We start from the raw sequence: 16681 nt of genomic DNA, 5'->3' as shown, positions 1-16681 counted from the left end.
TTAACGAGTGAGCTACCTTTCTATAAAAGACCTATCGACTGTTGCAATTATAGGCGTAAACAAGAATGATAAAAGAGTACGAGATTGAGTAACTATGTACACTTCTGCTGGCATACCAGGGTATAGGTATACGTTTTTAAACTGAGCAAGCTCTGGTTTTGGTATCACTACACGTACTGAATAATAACGCCCTAGCCTTGGATCATCAAGGGCATCGGGAGAAATATTGCTTACTATACCATTAATTAAACTTAAACGACGTGCACTGTAAGCACTTAAACGAACTTTAACCTTTAGCCCTTCTAGCCCATCAATAGAGACTATGTTGCTATCTTTCTTTTGTGCTGACAGTATCTCTTCTATGTTTCTGGTCTGAATTTTAGCATCTATTATTAGGTCATCATCCGATGGCACTACGCTCATGATCGGAACTCCAGATTGTATAACACCACCTTCAGTATGGTATCTTATATCTGTGACTATCCCATCTTGAGGCGATTTAATTATTGTACGTGCTAATGAATCTTCAGCAACCATCAGTCTCTCTTTCAAGTCTGCAATAGACGTACTAACTTCCTTAAGTTCAGCGTTTGCTCTTTCTTGAGAATCATTTCTCACGTTTATAATTTCTAATTCGTTCTCTCCAATTTTTTGCTGCACTTGAGATATTGCAGAACGGTAATGTCCAACTCTGCCTTCAATTTCAGCAAACTGCTTTTCTAAAGCTAAAATGTGTGGTTTGCTTATATGGCCACTATCAAGTAATTGTCTTTTTGTTTCCAACTCCTCAGTTATCAAGTCATATTGCTTATGAGCTGCATTTAGTTGAAAGTTTAGCCCCGCTAATTCATCATTTAACTGCTTTATACGTTGTTGCAGTATGTCTGTTTTTCCCAATATGCTCTTTCTCTGAGAGTTGAACAACTTTACTTGATTCTTTATCGCTTTATTTACAAGTTCATCGTGAGATAATTTTTTAACCTCATCAGGAAACTCGAGCGTGTCCAAATCTACTCTGATTGCAAGAAGCCTTGCTTCTGTTGCTAAAAATGATAAGAGCTTCTCTTTGATGATACTTAAATTCGCCTTCTCGTTAACATCACTCAACAAAACTAGAGGCTCATCTTTTTTAACTGCTTGACCCTCTTTTACTAAAATTTTGCTTATTATTCCTCCGCCCAAGTGTTGAACTATTTTTCTATTTGAAGATACAATAACTTCTCCACTTGCATGCACCGCACCGTCAATTGGAGCTATAGCCGACCAAATACCACCTATCCCAAAAAAGATGAGTATTACTACCAGACCAAAAAATAGTGGTCCCCATGTTACTTTCAGGACTTCATTTACGTTATTACTTTCGCGTTTTAAAATAAAATTTATCACTGCATCAATCAATGCAAACGTCTTATCCAAAAATTTTGGGTACTTCTTCTTTTTATTTTTTGCTCCTTGCATATTTATATTATCACCATGGCCAATCAAGCCTGTCAAAGAAAATCCAGCGCTAAGCTTTTTTAACTTACTTATCATAATACTACTGTGAATTTGTGTTAACTCAAGATAACACACAAAAACAAAGAATCTATAATTTAAGCATTCCATTTAGACTGTAGAGCACCAGAATAAACTATTTAGTAACAATTCCTGCATCAACTATGTTTTTAAAATTTTTTGACGTTTAACTTTATTATAACTTTTTCTTTATTTTGTGAATATCTGAGTTACTTATATTATGTAAGAAATCTATTGCCAACTAGTCAATATTCTGTTAGGAATTAAGATAATATAAAGTTATTATGCTTAAATTGGAAAGCAGAAAGTTCCTGATTACTGGCGCATCAGGCGGAATAGGGCAAGCAATTGTAAAAATTATGCACAAAGCCGGAGCAACTTTATGTATTTCTGGCACAAAAAAAGAAGTGCTCGAAGAAGTTGCTAAACAATATGAAAAAAACATGCATGTACTCCCTTGTGATTTATCAAATGCTGAGGAAGTAAATCAACTAATAAATAGAGCAAGTGAGCTGATGGAAGGCTTTGACGGGCTCGTATGCAATGCGGGTATTACGCGAGACAGTTTATTATTGAGAATGACAGATGAAGCATGGCAAAAAGTAATTGATATTAACTTGAGCTCTACATTTAAGCTGAGTAGAGAAGCATGCAGAAAACTAATTAAGAATAATTGGGGAAGAATTATAAATATTTCCTCAATAATAGGGCTGACAGGAAACGCCGGGCAAGCAAATTATGCGGCGTCTAAAGCTGGAATAATAGCTATGAGCAAATCCATAGCAAAAGAAGTTGCAAGTCGTAATATAACAGTAAATTGTATTGCTCCTGGGTTTATAGATACTAAAATGACTGAAGTTTTAAATGAAGGACAAAAGGGAAAAATATTAGATAATATTCCAATGAAAAGAATGGGAACAGGGGAAGAAATAGCAGCAGGGGTCTTGTTTTTAGCAAGTGATGAAGCAAAATATATAACAGGGCATGTGCTCAATATTAATGGTGGGTTATTTATGTAGCAACACTTATGTATGGACAAATTATAATTTTTACTTTAAAATAAAAAATGTGTAGGTTTAGGTTAATTTATTACTTAGAGGCAAAAAAATGAGCTCTATAATGGAATTTTTTAGTGTTTTTTGCGTAGTATTGCTTTTCTCTTTCTCAGGTTATGCAGCTGACCCTGATATGGATGAAACAACTAAAGTAATATGCAATATTATTGGTTATGTTTGGGGGATAGGCGGTCCACTTATGACGGTAGTAATAATTGGTGCAGCTTTGCTTGCAATATTTGGCAGGATGCCGTGGCCAGCCCTCTTTGCTCTTGGCATGTTCTGTGGTGTATTTTTTGGCGCTAAAACTATCATAACGAAAATTATGCCCAACGTAAGCGATGAAGCAAAAACTATGTTGGAAAAGTGTGGACAAAAATAATCCAAAAAGTGCAGAAATGCTTTTTTGTTATCCATTAAACCGCTTCATATCTTCAACTTGCAACAAATAAGGGCTATCTTTTGGTAAAGTTTTAACAGCTAGCTCAGCATATTTTGTAAATTGCTTTAAATCACCTTCAATACAAGCCTTTTTTGTCAAGGCAAAATAATGCATTGCCGTATCAGCTTCACATTTATATGCAATGCTTAAATACTTCCAGACAAAAGCGTTATCTGGTTCTACATTCAAAATCTGCTCCAGGTAAAAAATCGCCTTTTTTGCATCACCGTGTAATAATAAAGTATGAGATAATGCAAGTTTCACTAAATAACTGTTTTTCTCAGATAAATACCTAAGCGATTCCTCATACATTTTTATTGCTTCACTTAAATTTCCGGCCTTGTATAGCATTTCTGCTTTTAATTCATATAGGTATGGGTCATTGCGTGACTCTTGAATCAATGAATTAACTTTAGCAATAGCCTCTTCTATCTTTCCTTGCCTATAGCAAACTATAGCATTTACATACTCAGAATTATTTTCATATTTATTAGATAACACATGAATAGGAGCAAAGAAAGAGTCTAGCTTGGCAACCACACGCTCAAACTTTAGTAACTTATCCGCAAAAATTGGTTTTACGTTGTTTTTAACCTTATAATTTTGTACAGCAAATATACGTTTCTCACTAAGTGGGTGAGTGCGGAAATATTCCTCGGTGTTCTCATGCTCAATACTTTTAAAATAATCAAAAATCTCTTTCATACCTGAATTATCATAGCCAGATTCATCAAGATACCTTAAAGCATAGCTATCTGCTACACTTTCTTGCTCTTGAGAATAGTTAAAAAATAGCCTTGAACTAAACGCTACACCACTAAGAAAAATTGCACCAGCAACCTGAGGGTTAATGATAATACTAGAAACTAATCCTACCATATAACTAATCATTGCTATCGATTGAAAATAACCCATAGCACTACTCATTTGCAATATATGACCAGCAGATATGTGAGCAATCTCATGTGCTAATATACCAAGCAGGACATAAGGTTTAGCCGAATATTGTAAAAGTCCTAAATGAATGAAAATACTGTTATTGTTAATTACAAAAGCATTAATCGAATTGTCATTAATTATAAAAACTTTTATTTGCTCATGATCAATATCCGCAGCAGAAAATAAAGGTTGCGCTAGCTCTTTCACTATTGCTTCCACTTCACTATCTCTAATAATGTTAATAGAGTAAGCATTATTACAATATGCAAAAAAGAACAATAAGGTCAAAAACTTAGCAACTCTAAACATGAAAATTCTGTGCTTGTATAATTTATAGAAATTCTATATTTTAACACTTAAATTATACAAATTTATAAACGCTAGTTTAAATTTTTAACGTAACTGATAAGTTTGTCGATGGTAGTTAACTTAATTTTATGTTGTTCAGCAAATTTAAGTAACTGAGGTAAGCGCATCATAGAGCCATCATCATTCACTAATTCACAAATAACTGCTGAATGATCAAACCCTACTAACTTCGCCATTTCAACACTCGCTTCAGTATGACCAGCACGTTGTGCCACCCCACCTTTATGTGCAATTACAGGAAAAACATGACCTGGAGTTATGATGTCATCCTGAGTACCATCCTTGTTGATAGCAGCATGTATAGTTTTCGTTCTATCCTCTGCTGAAACACCGGTTGTAATGCCATAACGTGCATCAATTGATGTAGTAAATGCGGTATGATTTTCACCAATATTTTTCTTTTCCATGAAATTAAGGCCCAACCTTTTCATGTGAAATTTAGTCATTGCTAAGCAAACAACCCCTGTACCATACCTAACCATAAAAGCCATATGTTCCGGCTTTATTTTCTCAGCTAAGACAATCAAATCGCCTTCATTTTCTCTATTTTCATCATCAACTAAAATGAATAATTTACCGGAACGAGCATCCTCTAATACATCTTCCACAGAAGAAATACCTGGTAGACTCATTGAAGCATAAGTGGCCTGTACCATAATAATTTACTTAAATTCAATCTTAACTATTTTATACAATTTCTCTCCATTTGGCACTGTCACTTCCACATATTCACCGACTTTTTTGCCGATTAAGGCACTCCCAAGTGGTGAACTAGTAGATATTAACTGCTTTGAAACATCAGCTTCATATTCGCCTACAACCTTATAAACATATTCCACTTCACCGTTATTATCACTTAACATGCTTAATGTCACAGTTGCACCAAACATTACTGAATCACCAGACAAATTTTTTACTTCTATTACTTCCGCATGTGAGAGCTTACTTTCTATCTCCATTATACGGCCTTCAATAAAACCTAACCTTTCCCGTGCTGCATGATACTCTGCGTTTTCAGACAAATCACCTTGATCACGAGCATCAGAAATAGCCTGTATCACAGAAGGTTTTTCTTCCTTTAATTTTTCAAGTTCGGCTTGCATATTCTCAAAACCTTCCCTCGTCATAGGAAATTTATTAATAATGGATGAAGCCATAATCACCACCTAAACGCAATTAAATTGAGTAACGAAATTACTCACAATGTTAAAAATATCACCTTTTATATCATCACTCATGTCATTTGACAACTTTTTTAAAACCCCAGGGTGTACAGTATGAAAATAATTAATAAGATCATGTTCAAATTTATTAATGTAACTTATTTGTATTTTACTTAACTGATTATATAGGTTAGAAAAAATATACATCAGCACTACTTGCTCTTCTATTGACATAGGTAAATGTTGTTTTTGCTTTAATAACTCGACAAGATATTTACCCTTATTCAAGGATAATTGAACACTAGCATCAAGATCAGAACCAAATTTTGCGAAATCTTCTAATTCTCTATACTGAGCTAAGCTTAGCTTTATAGAACCAGCAACTTTCTTCACAGACTTTAGTTGTGCAGCAGAACCAACCCGTGAAACTGACAAACCTATATTTACTGCAGGTCGAAATCCTTTATAAAATAATTCAGACTCAAGAAAGATCTGCCCATCGGTAATTGAAATAACATTTGTTGGCACATATGCAGATACATCACCAGCTTGAGTTTCGACAATTGGCAAAGCAGTTAAAGAACCCTGCCCTTTTTTATCAGACATTTTAGCAGCTCTTTCAAGCAAGCGAGAATGTACATAGAATATATCTCCAGGGTAAGCTTCACGACCAGGAGGACGTCTGAGCAATAAAGACATCTGCCTATATGCCACAGCATGCTTAGATAAATCATCATATATAATCAAACAATGCATTCCATTGTCACGGAAAAATTCCCCAATAGTGCAACCAGCATAAGGTGCTAAAAATTGCATAGGCGCGCAGTCAGATGCACTAGCCACAACTACAGTTGTATACTCTAATGCTCCGCTTTCTTTCAGCTTATTTACCACTTTTGCTACTGTTGAAATTTTTTGCCCAATAGCAACATAAACACAGTAAACTTTTTGATTTTCGTTTACCTCATCGTTAATCTTCTTCTGATTGATAATAGTATCAAGCGCAATAGTAGTTTTACCAATTTGTCTATCACCAATAATTAATTCACGCTGCCCTCTACCTATTGGAATTAGCAAATCTATAATTTTAATTCCTGTTTGCAGTGGCTCATGCACAGACTTACGATCAATAATGCCTGGCGCTTTAGATTCTATATCCATTCTGTTTTTGGCTCTAATTTCCCCACCGTCGTCCATAGGATGGCCCAACGCATTTACAACTCTCCCTAACAATTCATGCCCTACAGGCACCTGCACAACATCACCACTACATTTTACAACGTCCCCTTCTTTCACATCACGGTCATTACCAAGCACAACTATTCCAGCCGTATTATGATCTAAATCGAGAACTATTCCTTCTACACCACTTGCAAAAAATACCTTTTCACCGAATTTTGCTTTTTCCAGCCCATAAACCAATGCGATACCATCTGTTACTGAAATTACTTCACCTATATTTTCCCGCTTTATAGGATTATCAAACGTCTCAACCTTTTCTCTTATTATACTTGCTATCTCAGAAACATTCATACTGTTCTTCATACAAAATTCCTTACTTTTAATATTTCCATTTTACTTAAGTCAACTAACCTATCCAAGTAACTTTTTAGCGAAGCATCGATCAAATTAAAACCATACCTAACTACGAAGCCACCTAGTATAGAAGGGTCAACCACATTGCTTACTTTTATTATTTTACCAAGAAAGCTCAAAGATTCAGTAATTATTTTTATATCAGATTCCTTTAAAGTTTCTGCTGACTTTATAGTAATTTCGAATTCATTTTCATTTTCTCTTGCAAGACTTAAGAATTTTTCTAATATAAGGATCAATAAACTAGAGCGTTTATTTGCAAATATAACCATAATAAATTTTACTAAATTCTCACTCAAGTGCTCATTTATAGAAAGCATCACTTCTTTTTTGTGTGCAAAAGAAATCATAGGATGAGATAGGTACACAAAAACATCACGTTGATCCTTAAAAAAAGCCAACAAAAATTCTACTTCTTTCCTTATAATACCTAACCTGCTTCCTGAGACATGAAATAGCACTCTAGCGTAAGATGAAACTAAATTATTGTATTGGGTCTTTTTCATATTAAATCCAGTAAATCTAAATTAATTCAGCTACAAATCTTTCATTCTTCAATCCAAGCATTTTTTATATAAACAGGTCTTCTCTTTAAGGAAAGAAAATATAAATCATATCTGACTGAATAATCTAAAAAACTAAGGTTTTTACTTAAGAAATACTTAGAAGAATTTATAATAGACTGACATTGAAGATGAGATATCGGTATTTCTTTTCCAAGTAAACTTGTTTTAACTTCTATAAAAATCAGCTCCTTTTTTTTAGATACAATTAAGTCAATTTCACCGAACTTACAACGGTAACGGCGTTTTATAACATTATACCATTTCAGTTTTAAATATACTAAAACTAATAACCCGCCAAAGTAACCTACAAAGTAGCGTAACCTACTTACCACAAGAAGAACAATTATGATAACAATTAACTTTGTGTAACTACTTTGCCTCCTTCTTTATTTTTACTATAAACCTTACCTCTTGCTGCAATATCCCTATCAACCAGTTCTATCACTGCCATTGAAGCGCAATCACCCTTTCGAGTGCTAAATTTTATTATTCTAGAATACCCACCTTTACGATCTTGATAACGGCTGGCTAAGACGTTTAATAACTTATCAACTGCTAACTTACTATTATGAAGGCGTGAAAGCAAAAGTCTTCTACCATGTAAAGTATTCTTATTCTTAGCAATTGTAATAAACTTTTCGACATATGGACGAAGTTCCTTAGCTTTTGGTAAAGTAGTTACAATCTGCTCATGGTTAATTAATGAGATAGATAGATTCTTTAACGTCGATAATCTATGTTCAGTACAACGAGATAGTTTACGTTTTTTTATTCCATGTTTCATATATCACCTAATCTTCATCAGTATGTTGTTTAGCCAACTCATCTATATCCTTAGGTGGCCAGTTTAGCACATTCATACCCAAAGACAAGCCAAAATTAGTCAAAACTGCCTTAATCTCATTCAAAGACTTTCTGCCAAAATTAGCAGTTCTTAACATTTCACCTTCTGTCTTTTGTACAAGATCACCTATATAAGTGATGTTTTCGTTTTTCAGACAGTTATGAGACCTGACAGATAATTCCATTTCATCTACCTTACGCAATAAGACAGGGTCATAACCCAAATCTTTAGCACCACTAGACGAAGAAACCTGCGATTTTTTATAACTTACATCAGAACTAATAAAGGGCTGAAGTTGCTCCTGTAATATTCTTGCAGCAGAGTCAACAGCTTGACTCGGAGAAATTGTACCATCAGTTTCAATTGACAATATCAGCTTATCCTTATCAGTCACTTGGCCAACACGACTGTTCTCTACCCTGTACGAAACCCTGTTGACAGGGCTATACAAAGCATTAACTGGAATAAAACCAATTAAATCCTGTTCACTCATAAGCTTCAAAAGTTCATTTTCTTTATATTTAGTTACAGGAAGATAACCTTTTCCGCTAGCCACATATATGGTCATGTTAAGCTCCACATTTTGCCCCAGCGTACATATTAACAAATCTTTATTAACAATAGAGCATTGATCATCAGTTTCTATCATCCCAGCTAATACCTGGCAAGGCCCTTTAGCGTTTAAATTTAAGCATTTATTAGAAGCACCATTTAATTTACACCTCAACATACCCATATTTAATACTATATCAGTTACGTCTTCTCTCACCCCTTGAATAAAAGTGAACTCATGAGTTACACCTTCAATTTTTATTCCATAAACAGCACTACCTTTAAGAGAAGATAACATTACACGTCTTAATGCATTGCCTAATGTTAAAGCAAAACCACTTTCCAACGGTTCTAGCACTATATCACTTTTTTCACTTGAATCATCTGATATTACCTTAACTGAACTAGGTTTAATCAATTTATCTAAATTGCTACAGAGAGAAACATCATTATTATAATACATAAAACAACCTTTTCAAATATCCTATACTCTTCTTTTTTTTCTTAACCTGCACCCATTATGAGGAATTGCGGTTTTATCTGCAATTGAAGTCACAGTCAACCCACAGCTCTGAAGTGCTTTAACCGCAGCTTCGGTACCAAAGCCAGGGCCGCGAATTATTACAGAGACAACCTTCATACCAAATCTCTCCATTGCGTTCTTCGCAGCAGACTCCGCAGCCTTACCTGCAGCATAAGGTGTGGATTTTCTCGAACCTGAAAAACCACATGCACCCACAGAAGTTTGACATAGCGTATTACCATGAACATCAGTTACATTTACAAAAGTATTATTAAAAGTTGCACGAATATGGACAACACCAGTAATAAACTCCTTCTTACTCTTACTAACCGTTTTGACTTTTTTCATTAAAACTCACAATAATAATAAATTTTATTTTTTCCCAGCAATAGGCAACCGAGATCTACCTTTACGAGTCTTAGCATTAGTATGAGTCCTTTGCCCTCTCACAGGTAAACCTTTTCTATGTCTCACCCCTCTATAGCATCCCATTTCCACTAAAGATTTTATGTTCATAGCCACTTCTTTTCTGAGCTCACCTTCTATAACATAATTTTGTCTAATGAAACCGCTGATCTTTTCTATATCTTCATCTCGTAATTCTGAAACACGTTTGCGCTTATCAACTTCGCAAGCGTGACAAATTACATTCGCAGTAGCAATACCTATACCATATATATAAGTTAATGCAAAAGGAACACATTTCCTCACTGGAATATTTATGCCTGCAATACGTGCCACTGGTACCTCGATACTTTATTAATAACAACTCTTAATTTATACCATAAAACAACTCAGAGTCAAACCAAATTACAAGAAATTTTACTTTCAATCTCTTGCGTTACCTCATCAACACTCAAATTAGCGTCAATTGTTAATAATTTGCCTTTATAATACTCGCGTAAACCTTTCATTTGAAGGTGATATTCACTTATTCTCTTATTAATTGCAGACATATCAGCATCATCAATTCTTTTCTCTAACCTCGTACTTTTACATTTAGCACAAGTAGTACTCTTAAAAGAAGATACACTATATATGCTTTTACAGTCCAAACACGCGAGACGATTTTTTAACCTATCGATTGCAATATTATCGTCAAGCTGCAGCTCAACTACAATGTCAACATCCCTATTATATTTTTCTTGCAAAACTTGAGTCAAAAAATGAGCCTGGTTTAAATTTCTCGGAAAACCATCTAATAAGCAATTATCATCCACTAATGCAAGCTGGTCACGTAATAATCCACATATAATTTCATCTTGAATTAAATTACCAGATTCCACGGTACCCTTTATTTTTTTACCTAACTCACTACTGCTAGATATAATATTCCTTAATAAATCCCCTACTGAAATTAATTTTAAATTATATTTTGCTATTAACAAGCTTGACTGAGTACCTTTACCAGAACCTGGAGGACCAAAAATCGTAATGATCATCTTACTTTCCTCGTTTTAGACTCATATTTCTTTATCCAGTTGTCGTACCTATTTGAAAAAATATAAGATTGTATTTGCATAATAGTATCAGTAATAACGTTCACTATAATCAGTAAGCTCGTCCCACCAAAAATAAATGGTATATCATAATAATATCTCATAACTTCAGGTACAGTACATATGACTACCAAATACGCAGAGCCAATGAATGTCAACTTAAAAACTATATCTTGAAGGTAATCAGAAGTATGTTTCCCAGGCCTTCTACCAGGTATAAAACCACCATTTTTTTTAAGAAAATCTGCGTTTTCCTCTGGATTAAATATAAAATTGGTATAGAAAAAATTAAAAAATACTATCAGCACCAAATAGGCTACAATATATACTACTTTATTTGCCATAAAGTAATTCAAAATAAAATCAGAAAAAGCGTGCCCCTTATAGAAATTTGCAATTGAAATAGGTGTCAATAAAATTGCATTAGCAAAAATGGTTGGTACTACACCAGATAAATTAATCTTCAATGGAATATAAGTAAAATCGTCATTATGTAATCTTTTAAATTGCTTTTTAGGATGTTGAACAATAACCTTTCTATAAGAAGACTCTACAAAAATGACTAAGAGTAGCAGCAAAAAAAACAATACCAAAACAAAAAGGATAATAAATAACGATACGCTACCGTTTTTATTTAACGTTAACAAAGATGACAAAGCGCTGTGTAACTCTGATATTATACCCGTGAAAATGATTAATGAGATACCATTGCCTATACCGCTAGCGCTGATTCGTTCACCAAGCCATATTAAAAGCATAGTTCCACCTAAAAGGCTGAAAACACCTATTGTACGAAACATAACACCAGGTTCAATTACAACCAATACCCCTTCCCTATTCATCCCTTCCAATCCAACCAAAATTGGAATTGATTGAAATACACAAATTACTATGGTCAGATAGCGTATATAAGAATTCATCTTTCTACGGCCTGACTCTCCATCATTCTTAACTTCCTTCATTCCTTTAATCGCAGAAGAAAGTAACTGAATAATGATAGAAGCCATTATATATGGCATAACGTTCAATGCTAGAATTGTCATTCTAGCCAATGCACCACCAGAAAATAAATTAAATACTCCAAAAACGCCTGAGCCATCTTTGGGAAATATATCATTAATTACATCAAGATTAATTCCAGGAATAGGCACATAAGTACCCAAGCGATAGCAAATTAAAGCTATTAGCGTAAAAAATATACGCTTTAATAAATCGCCTTTATATAACAACGTAGGATCCAAGCTATTAAATGCTGATTTATTGCCCATGACTTACGATAGTATTTCCACACTACCACCAACTGAAGCTACAGATTTTTTTGCAGCTTCTGACGCAAAATCAACATGAAACACAAATTTTTCGCTCAACTTACCTTTATTAAGAAGTTTAATTTTATCCTTAATAGACTTTATAAAACCTAATTTATACAGCCTCTCCTTATCTATAACAGAGTCTTTCACTATTTTTTTAGCTTCCATTAAGCGCTGTATATCGCCAACATTAATTATAGAGTATATGCTCCTACGTATAGGCTTAAAACCTCTTTTAGGCAAACGAGTATATATAGACTGTTGTCCACCCTCAAAACCATTTATAGAAACTCCACTTCTAGCCTTCTGCCCTTTATGCCCTCTACCGGATGTTTTACCTTTACCACAACCGATACCTCTACCCAGCAACTTAGGCTTCTTTTTCTTAGATAATTTAGTAAATATAGAGTTTAATTTTACAGCATTATTCATACTTTACCTGTTTCCAACTATCTCGCTAATCTTTTTGCCTCTTTTGCTTGCTACCTGACGAGGAGATAACATACTATCAAAAGCCTTAAACACCGCACATATAACGTTATGAGGATTATTTGATCTAGTGGATTTAGCTACCACATCCTTTATACCTAACACCTCAAAAACTGATCTAATCGCTCCACCAGCAATAATACCTGTTCCGGCTCTTGCGGTTCTTAAAACTATCTCACCAGAACAAAATTTAGCTTTAATATCATGATGCAAAGTTCTACCTTCACGCAAGTACACTCTAATCATTGATTTCTTTGCAGCATTTACAGCTTTGACTCTTGCTTCAGCAACTTCTGCGTGCTTACCTATTCCACACCCTACCCTACCCTTCTCATCGCCAACAACAACCAAAATTGAAAATGAAAATCTTCTACCACCTTTGGTAACCGTTGTCACTCTTCGTACCGAAACTAAAAGCTCTGATAAATCATTATTATTTTGTAAATTCTTTATAGCCATATTCAAAACCTTCTAAAATTCAAATCCAGAACTTCTTAAAGCCTCAGCAAATTGAGAAACTAATCCTGTGTATTTATACGCTCCACGATCAAACGTAAGCTGCTGCTCTAATTTCATGCCAGACAGACGCTCAACCATTAAAGAAGAAACCTGTTTTATAGTTTCAGCGTTGACTTTCCCTTTACATACATCCTTAATTTTAGCATCCAAAGTAGAAGCTGAAGTGAGAGTTATTCCTTTTACATCATTAATTAACTGGACATAAAAATGCCTATTAGATTTAAATATGGATATACGTAAACGTTCAGCGCTCTTGTCAAGCTTCGCTCTATTACGTAACTTCCTTTTTTCAGAATTACTTAAAAAATTATACGATCTTTTCATTTTTATTACTTCTTTTTACTTACAACCTTACGCAGCATAAATTTGCCTTTTATTACAACACCCTTACCTTTATAAGGATCATATTTTCTAATTTTGCATATATCAGACGCCACCATATAGACCTTCTGCTTATCCATACCACTAACTACTAAGTGAGTTGGCTTTATGCACTTAATCTCAACATCTTTAGGCACTTTATATTTAACATTATGGCTATAACCAAGATATAAAGTCAAATACTTACCATCACACTCTGCCTTATATCCCACACCGTTAATCTCAAGATTAACAGAAAAACCATCAACCATGCCGTTAATGATATTATTAATATTACTCCTATAAGTGCCCCACATAGGCTTTATTTTATCATAATTATCTTTATCTTGATCAACAGAAAGCAATAGCTGATTATCAATAATCTGACACACAACATCCCTGATCAAGCTAACTTCCTTTTCAGCCTTAGCACTCTTTATTAACATACTACCATTATTATATTCAACTGAAACACCAGCAGGAATATTGATAGGAGCAGCACCTATACGAGACATGAATTTCTCCTATTATTTAAAACACACGACACAAAACTTCTCCACCAACCTTTAATTTATGTGCATTATAATCAGTCATCACTCCTTTGGGTGTCGATATAATAAAAATACCAAGACCATTATATGCTTTAGAAATGTCCTTATACTTAGAATAACGACGACAACCAGGCTTTGACACCCTAACTATGTCACTAATTACAGGTGACTTCTCATAATACTTCAATTTTACAATGAAAGAAGGTAAATTATCTACAACTTGCTTTTCATAATCAAGGATATACCCTTCCTCTTTTAAAATCTCCAATATAGAAGAATTCATCTTAGAAAATAGTACCCTTGTTGCCCTATGCATTGCCAATTGAGCATTACGTATCCTTGTTAAAAAATCACCAATACTATCAGATAACGCCACAATATACTCCTTATATTATATTTACCAACTAGACTTTGTAACTCCTGGAATTTGCCCAAAAGAACATAAATCACGCAAAACAATTCTACATAAACCAAATTTTCTATATACTCCTCTTGGTCTCCCAGTTAAAGCACACCTATTTCTAATTTTGGTTTTAGAAGAATTTCTAGGCAATTTTTTAATTAATTTATTTTGAGCTGTAAACCTTTCTACAATAGACAAATTCTTATTATTTATTATAGATTTCAATTTTTCTCTTTTTTCTTTATATTGATCGCACAACTTTATTCTGCGAAGATTTCTTTCTATCATAGATTTTTTTGCCATATATTTCTCCTCTCAATTAATCAAAAAAAGGAAATTTAAGAGCCAGTAATAATTCCTTTGCTTCCTTATCACTAACTGCACTTGTTATAATATTAATATCCATACCTCTAATTTTACTTATTTTATCATAGTCTATTTCTAAAAACGAGATATGTTCCTTTATACCAAAGGAAAAATTACCATTACCGTCAAATTGCTTCACACTAAATCCTCTAAAATCTTTTTCCCTTGGCAAAGCAATATATATCAATCTTTCTAAAAACTCATACATTTTATCTCTACGCAAAGTTACTTTGCAACCTACTGTAGCACCTTTTCTGATCTTGAAGCCAGAAATAGATTTTTTTGCAAAAGTTGATAAAGGCTTCTGCCCAGCAATCAAATATAGGCTATCAAGTGGTTCATTTATTGCTTTACTATCTGTAGCAGCATCTCCAACGCCCATATTGATACACACCTTGACAAGTTTAGGCACTTGCATTATATTGCCGTAATTAAACTTATCCTTCAAGGACTTTACTATGCTATCTTTATACAATTCTTTAAACATATCAACCTAATCTATCACTTCTCCAGAAACTTTTGCAAAACGCACTTTTCTACCGTCTATAACCTTAAACCCCACTCTAGTTGGAGTTTTATATTTAGGGTCCAATGTTGCAACGTTGGATATATCAATAGCTAACTCTTTATTTAATATATCACCACTACTACCAGCTTTTGGTTTAGTATGTCTCTTATGCACATTCACTCCAGAAACAATTACTTTCTTTTTAGCATCACGTGCTATAACTTTGATTACCTTACCAATTTTTCCCTTATCTTTACCAGTTAAAACTATAACGTCGTCACCACTTTTTATTTTAGCACTCATTATAAAACCTCAACAGCTAATGACATTATCTTCATAAAAGAACCAGATGATAACTTTTTTACCGGACCAAACACCCGAGTGCCAAGTGGTTCACCTTGATCGTTAATCAAAACTACAGCATTGCTAGAAAAACGAATTACAGAACCATCAGATTTCCTAATAGGGCTTTTCACCCTCACCACAACTGCTCTATATACTTTTCCCTTCTCAACTTTCCCTCTTGGAGTAATAGATTTAGTAGATACAATAACTGTGTCACCTATAGATGCAGACTTTCTACCACCCAATAAACCAATACAAAGCACTGCACGCGCGCCAGAATTATCAGCTACTTCCAACAATGTATTTTTTTGAATCATATAAATATCCTATTCAATGTGAGCTATTAACAATAACCCATTTTTTAGTAGTAGAAATAGGCTTGTGTTCTTGTATTAAAACCTTGTCCCCTTCTTTACAACTATTATTCTCATCATGTGCTGTATACTTCTTGTATTTTTTTATAACCTTTTTATACAGCTCATCCTTATACACTTGTAATACCGAAACCTTTACAGTCTTATCACACTTAGCCTTAGTTACAGTACCACAAAAAACCTTTTTAGGCATTCTTTTCCTCTCTTCTTCTTTTATTTAATGTAGTTAAAATACGAGCTATGCTCTTTCTTATTAAGCTAAAACGCGAAATATTGTTGCACTGGCCCAGCTTCTTTTGAAAAACCAAATTAACAAACTCTTTTCTCAAATTCACAAGAATTTCATGCAATTCTTGCGAGGACCTCGATTCAATGTCAGCTATATCCATTGCA

The 16681-nt window shown here is 34.0% G+C and carries 26 protein-coding genes; 2 read left to right on the top strand and 24 right to left on the bottom strand.

Annotated elements, in window-relative coordinates; translation table 11 throughout:
* Positions 1-12: 12 nt before the first annotated feature.
* On the bottom strand, positions 13-1533 hold the full coding sequence (locus OOK90_RS01790) for an HlyD family type I secretion periplasmic adaptor subunit (protein WP_174516815.1): 1521 nt from the start codon (positions 1531-1533) through the stop codon (positions 13-15).
* Between the two features lie 266 nt (positions 1534-1799).
* Between OOK90_RS01790 and fabG the strand changes: the two genes are divergently transcribed.
* The gene (gene fabG, locus OOK90_RS01785) at positions 1800-2534 is read left to right on the top strand and encodes a 3-oxoacyl-[acyl-carrier-protein] reductase (RefSeq protein WP_015589136.1); all 735 of its coding nucleotides are present in this window, start codon (positions 1800-1802) and stop codon (positions 2532-2534) included.
* Between the two features lie 88 nt (positions 2535-2622).
* On the top strand, positions 2623-2952 hold the full coding sequence (locus OOK90_RS01780; RefSeq protein ID WP_264706026.1) for a TrbC/VirB2 family protein: 330 nt from the start codon (positions 2623-2625) through the stop codon (positions 2950-2952).
* 27 nt (positions 2953-2979) lie between these two features.
* Here the strand turns inward: OOK90_RS01780 and OOK90_RS01775 are convergent, their stop codons facing one another.
* From OOK90_RS01775 to rpmC, 23 genes are all read right to left on the bottom strand, one after another.
* Positions 2980-4260, bottom strand: coding sequence for a M48 family metalloprotease (locus tag OOK90_RS01775; RefSeq protein WP_264706025.1), 1281 nt, complete (start codon positions 4258-4260; stop codon positions 2980-2982).
* A gap of 71 nt (positions 4261-4331) precedes the next feature.
* Positions 4332-4976: a 3,4-dihydroxy-2-butanone-4-phosphate synthase gene (gene ribB, locus OOK90_RS01770; protein ID WP_007549343.1), complete on the bottom strand. Its 645-nt coding sequence runs from the start codon at positions 4974-4976 to the stop codon at positions 4332-4334.
* 6 nt (positions 4977-4982) lie between these two features.
* On the bottom strand, positions 4983-5477 hold the full coding sequence (greA, locus tag OOK90_RS01765; protein WP_007549342.1) for a transcription elongation factor GreA: 495 nt from the start codon (positions 5475-5477) through the stop codon (positions 4983-4985).
* A 9-nt stretch (positions 5478-5486) separates the two neighbouring features.
* Entirely contained in the window at positions 5487-7028 is a 1542-nt protein-coding gene (gene atpA, locus OOK90_RS01760) for a F0F1 ATP synthase subunit alpha (RefSeq protein WP_182320407.1), read from the bottom strand.
* A complete protein-coding gene (atpH, locus tag OOK90_RS01755; protein WP_010962742.1) occupies positions 7025-7585 on the bottom strand; it encodes an ATP synthase F1 subunit delta in 561 nt (186 codons plus the stop codon). The genes atpA and atpH overlap by 4 nt, the downstream gene beginning before the upstream one ends.
* A 41-nt stretch (positions 7586-7626) precedes the next feature.
* The gene (locus OOK90_RS01750) at positions 7627-7977 is read right to left on the bottom strand and encodes a YraN family protein (RefSeq protein ID WP_264706023.1); all 351 of its coding nucleotides are present in this window, start codon (positions 7975-7977) and stop codon (positions 7627-7629) included.
* A 23-nt stretch (positions 7978-8000) separates the two neighbouring features.
* Positions 8001-8429, bottom strand: a complete 429-nt coding sequence (rplQ, locus tag OOK90_RS01745; protein ID WP_007550873.1) for a 50S ribosomal protein L17 — start codon at positions 8427-8429, stop codon at positions 8001-8003.
* Between the two features lie 7 nt (positions 8430-8436).
* The gene (locus tag OOK90_RS01740; RefSeq protein ID WP_264706022.1) at positions 8437-9504 is read right to left on the bottom strand and encodes a DNA-directed RNA polymerase subunit alpha; all 1068 of its coding nucleotides are present in this window, start codon (positions 9502-9504) and stop codon (positions 8437-8439) included.
* A gap of 21 nt (positions 9505-9525) precedes the next feature.
* On the bottom strand, positions 9526-9912 hold the full coding sequence (rpsK, locus tag OOK90_RS01735; protein WP_015589137.1) for a 30S ribosomal protein S11: 387 nt from the start codon (positions 9910-9912) through the stop codon (positions 9526-9528).
* 24 nt (positions 9913-9936) lie between these two features.
* A complete protein-coding gene (gene rpsM, locus OOK90_RS01730; protein ID WP_010962745.1) occupies positions 9937-10305 on the bottom strand; it encodes a 30S ribosomal protein S13 in 369 nt (122 codons plus the stop codon).
* A 59-nt stretch (positions 10306-10364) separates the two neighbouring features.
* Positions 10365-11006, bottom strand: coding sequence for an adenylate kinase family protein (locus OOK90_RS01725; RefSeq protein WP_007550178.1), 642 nt, complete (start codon positions 11004-11006; stop codon positions 10365-10367).
* Positions 11003-12331 (bottom strand): preprotein translocase subunit SecY, encoded by a 1329-nt coding sequence (gene secY, locus OOK90_RS01720; RefSeq protein WP_010962747.1) that lies wholly within the window; start codon positions 12329-12331, stop codon positions 11003-11005. Before secY ends, OOK90_RS01725 begins: the two co-directional genes overlap by 4 nt.
* A gap of 3 nt (positions 12332-12334) precedes the next feature.
* Positions 12335-12805 (bottom strand): 50S ribosomal protein L15, encoded by a 471-nt coding sequence (rplO, locus tag OOK90_RS01715; RefSeq protein WP_006279863.1) that lies wholly within the window; start codon positions 12803-12805, stop codon positions 12335-12337.
* A 3-nt stretch (positions 12806-12808) separates the two neighbouring features.
* Positions 12809-13321 (bottom strand): 30S ribosomal protein S5, encoded by a 513-nt coding sequence (gene rpsE, locus OOK90_RS01710; protein ID WP_010962748.1) that lies wholly within the window; start codon positions 13319-13321, stop codon positions 12809-12811.
* Between the two features lie 12 nt (positions 13322-13333).
* Complete coding sequence (gene rplR / locus OOK90_RS01705) at positions 13334-13705, bottom strand: 50S ribosomal protein L18 (protein ID WP_006279867.1); 372 nt, start codon at positions 13703-13705, stop codon at positions 13334-13336.
* A gap of 5 nt (positions 13706-13710) precedes the next feature.
* Positions 13711-14256, bottom strand: coding sequence for a 50S ribosomal protein L6 (gene rplF / locus OOK90_RS01700; RefSeq protein WP_007551152.1), 546 nt, complete (start codon positions 14254-14256; stop codon positions 13711-13713).
* Positions 14257-14272: 16 nt separating this feature from the next.
* Complete coding sequence (gene rpsH, locus OOK90_RS01695; protein ID WP_007551150.1) at positions 14273-14668, bottom strand: 30S ribosomal protein S8; 396 nt, start codon at positions 14666-14668, stop codon at positions 14273-14275.
* A gap of 21 nt (positions 14669-14689) precedes the next feature.
* Complete coding sequence (gene rpsN, locus OOK90_RS01690) at positions 14690-14998, bottom strand: 30S ribosomal protein S14 (RefSeq protein WP_006279345.1); 309 nt, start codon at positions 14996-14998, stop codon at positions 14690-14692.
* A 16-nt stretch (positions 14999-15014) separates the two neighbouring features.
* Complete coding sequence (rplE, locus tag OOK90_RS01685; protein ID WP_010962750.1) at positions 15015-15548, bottom strand: 50S ribosomal protein L5; 534 nt, start codon at positions 15546-15548, stop codon at positions 15015-15017.
* A gap of 6 nt (positions 15549-15554) precedes the next feature.
* The gene (gene rplX / locus OOK90_RS01680; RefSeq protein WP_190321301.1) at positions 15555-15872 is read right to left on the bottom strand and encodes a 50S ribosomal protein L24; all 318 of its coding nucleotides are present in this window, start codon (positions 15870-15872) and stop codon (positions 15555-15557) included.
* Complete coding sequence (gene rplN, locus OOK90_RS01675) at positions 15872-16231, bottom strand: 50S ribosomal protein L14 (RefSeq protein WP_006279348.1); 360 nt, start codon at positions 16229-16231, stop codon at positions 15872-15874. The genes rplX and rplN overlap by 1 nt, the downstream gene beginning before the upstream one ends.
* A gap of 13 nt (positions 16232-16244) precedes the next feature.
* Positions 16245-16481: a 30S ribosomal protein S17 gene (rpsQ, locus tag OOK90_RS01670; RefSeq protein WP_007549925.1), complete on the bottom strand. Its 237-nt coding sequence runs from the start codon at positions 16479-16481 to the stop codon at positions 16245-16247.
* A complete protein-coding gene (gene rpmC / locus OOK90_RS01665; RefSeq protein WP_006279350.1) occupies positions 16474-16677 on the bottom strand; it encodes a 50S ribosomal protein L29 in 204 nt (67 codons plus the stop codon). Before rpmC ends, rpsQ begins: the two co-directional genes overlap by 8 nt.
* Positions 16678-16681 lie beyond the last annotated feature (4 nt).

It is taken from the genome of Wolbachia endosymbiont (group A) of Ancistrocerus nigricornis, from assembly GCF_947250785.1.
In the GTDB taxonomy this organism is placed as follows: domain Bacteria; phylum Pseudomonadota; class Alphaproteobacteria; order Rickettsiales; family Anaplasmataceae; genus Wolbachia; species Wolbachia pipientis.
The sequence above is the reverse complement of the archived record's forward strand: the minus strand, read 5'-3'. Positions and strand labels throughout refer to the sequence as shown.